Annotated in this window: 2 protein-coding genes and 1 pseudogene; 1 reads left to right on the forward strand and 2 read right to left on the reverse strand. The window is 41.0% G+C overall.

The window, feature by feature from the left end; genetic code table 11:
- Window positions 1-77 precede the first annotated feature (77 nt).
- Entirely contained in the window at window positions 78-1,745 is a 1,668-nt protein-coding gene (locus IQ229_RS23365; protein ID WP_194047855.1) for an iron uptake porin, read from the forward strand.
- 319 nt (window positions 1,746-2,064) lie between these two features.
- On the opposite strand, the gene IQ229_RS23370 is transcribed toward IQ229_RS23365, so the two are convergent.
- Together IQ229_RS23370 and IQ229_RS23375 are read right to left on the reverse strand one after the other, a co-directional pair.
- Window positions 2,065-2,340 carry a ubiquitin-like small modifier protein 1 gene (locus IQ229_RS23370; protein WP_194047857.1) on the reverse strand — a complete coding sequence of 92 codons (276 nt, stop codon included), beginning with the start codon at window positions 2,338-2,340 and terminating at the stop codon, window positions 2,065-2,067.
- 87 nt (window positions 2,341-2,427) lie between these two features.
- Window positions 2,428-2,651, reverse strand: a pseudogene (locus IQ229_RS23375) (threonine synthase); the annotation flags it as partial.

The raw sequence follows: 2,651 nt of genomic DNA on the forward strand, positions 1-2,651 counted from the left end.
CTCTTCACTTAAGTATGTGAGCAGAGTGTAAAAAATTGAAAGGTAGACTTATTAGCCGCAGTCATCGCAAAACCTGGATGCTCGCATCGTTACTAATTGCGGGAATAAATGGAATTGCACAAAAAGCATTAGCACAAGAGTACATCAATCCAGAAACTACTCAGGAGATAGGAGTTAAGGACGATAATATTCTTCCCTCATTCCCTTCCCTCTCTCCAGAAGAACCGATGTCCCAAGTTACATCTGTATCTCAACTCAAGGACGTACAACCCAATGATTGGGCATTCCAAGCCTTGCAGTCTTTGGTAGAACGTTATGGTTGTATAGCCGGCTATCCAGATAGCAGCTATCGCGGTAATCGCGCCTTAACTCGGTATGAATTTGCTGCGGGTGTAAACGCTTGTTTAGATAGAGTCAACGAATTAATCACTACAGCCACCAGTGATTTAGTCACTCGCAAAGATTTAGCAATATTACAAAAATTACAGTCAGAATTTGCTCCTGAATTAGCAACTTTGCGGGGTCGTGTCGATAATTTAGAAGCCAAAACTGCTGAAATCGAAGCCAACCAATTCTCAACAACAACTAAACTCAGTGGACTACTGATAGTTGGCATTCAAGGACGAACCAACAATCGTGGTGATGTTAATCCTAGAGATGGACAAAAAGATACAGATGATGCAGGGACAAATATTAATGTTATATCTTTGGCACAACTGTATTTAACTAGTCAAATCACTCCCAGTAGTTACTTGTTTACAGGTCTTTTAGATGGCAACGGAAAAACTACACCTAGATTTACCAATAGTGTTTCCCGAAACGATGTTTTACTTGGCTACGAATTTCCTACAGATAGCTTGATTGTAAGTGACCTAAATTTTCATTGGCTGGTGACAAATAAATTAGCAGTAATGGTAGGAACAGAAGGCGTAAGTATGCCAGCGGCTTTCCGAGGCCCCAATCGGGTAGAAAGTGCTGCAACAGGGCCATTATCTTATTTTGCCCAAAGAAACCCAATTTTAAATATGGGATATGGTCACGGTGGTATAGCTATTGATTGGCAATTTGCTAAACGCGCTAGTTTGCAGGCAATTTACACTAGTTATCAACCAGGAAATCCCGGTAAAGGTAGCGGTTTATTTGATGGAACCACCACAACAGGCGTGCAATTACTGCTGACACCAACCGATACTCTAGATTTAAGTGTATATTACGTTAACAATTACGCTTCCGATGGTTGTTTGCTAACCTTTGTTGGTGATGAATGCTTAACTACAGTTAACACCACTACCGGAAAATCAGCACCACTACAAACTAACGCCGTGGGTGCAACTCTTACTTGGCAAATTTCTCCCCGCATTAGCGCAGGTGCGTGGGGTGGTTATACTAAATCTTATATTCCTGGGCAATCGGGAAGTGTAGAAACGACAAATTATATGGTGTTCATGAATTTCCCTGATTTATTTGCTAAAGGGAATTTAGGAGGAATTTATGTCGGTCAACCTCCTAAAATCACTAGTAGCGACTTACCAGTAGGAAATAATGTCCCTGATTTTATCAATACAGGTTTAGGACGTGCAGGCGGACAACCAGGTACGACCACTCAAATTGAGGCATTTTATCGTTTTCAGCTAACAAATAATATCAGTGTTACACCAGGGATAATTCATCTTATACAGCCTGGTAATACACCAGATAGTGACTCAGTTACTGTCGGCATTCTGCGGAGTACTTTTAGTTTTTAATAATGTGCAAGTTTATTTTCATACGGTATGTTGACTTAGATGGAGAATGAAATAACGAACCGCATTCGCGCAGCGTCTCGTAAGAGTTGGACGCAAAGAACACAAAGGAAAGAGGTTTGTACAGGGTTTTTGTACCAGTCCTGTGTCTTTTGGCAAAATTGGGATGCTCCCCTCAATTGAGAGTATCCCTTTTTCACAATCGTCAAAAGTGAACAAGACTCCAAATAGCATAAACAACAAAAAGGACGGGGGTTAGCCCGTCTTCTGTCTTTCAAAGTTTTGTCTAATCAAGCTTCTACTTTATTTAGTGTTCTCTGTATTAACCACCTGCGACAGCGGGGACAATACTTACTTCATCGCCATCTTTCAGAGTCGTGTTTATACCATCTAAATAGCGGATATCTTCGCTATCGACGTAAAAATTTACAAACCGACGTAGCTTACCTTCTTCATCGCACAACCGGGATTTAATCCCAGGAAAGCTTTGTTCTAAGCAGTCCAACAATTCAGCAATGGTGCTACCGTTGGATTCTAGACTAGCTTGATTATTAGTAAAACTCTGAAGAGTTGTAGGAACTAAAACTGTTACAGCCATAGAAGTACAAAGTGAAGAGTTAAAAGTGAAGAATACAATTAAGAGTTAGGAGTCATGAATAAAAAACTCATAACTCATAACTCCTAACTAAACGAGGACTTGTTGCCATTCCAAGCGATCCAGAGTACGCGATCGCTCTAGCGCACGTTCAAAACTATCGAGTTTCGCATCAATAGTCAAGGGTTCACCGACGTAGCCTTGGATTGCTTCTTGGGTTTTCAAACCATTGCCTGTGATGTAAATCACGGTAGTTTCATCTGGATCGATTTTGCCAGCTTCTACCAGTTTTTTCAGCACGGCCACGGTTGTAC

The organism is Nostoc cf. edaphicum LEGE 07299, from assembly GCF_015207245.1.
In the GTDB taxonomy this organism is placed as follows: Bacteria; Cyanobacteriota; Cyanobacteriia; order Cyanobacteriales; family Nostocaceae; genus Nostoc; species Nostoc edaphicum_B.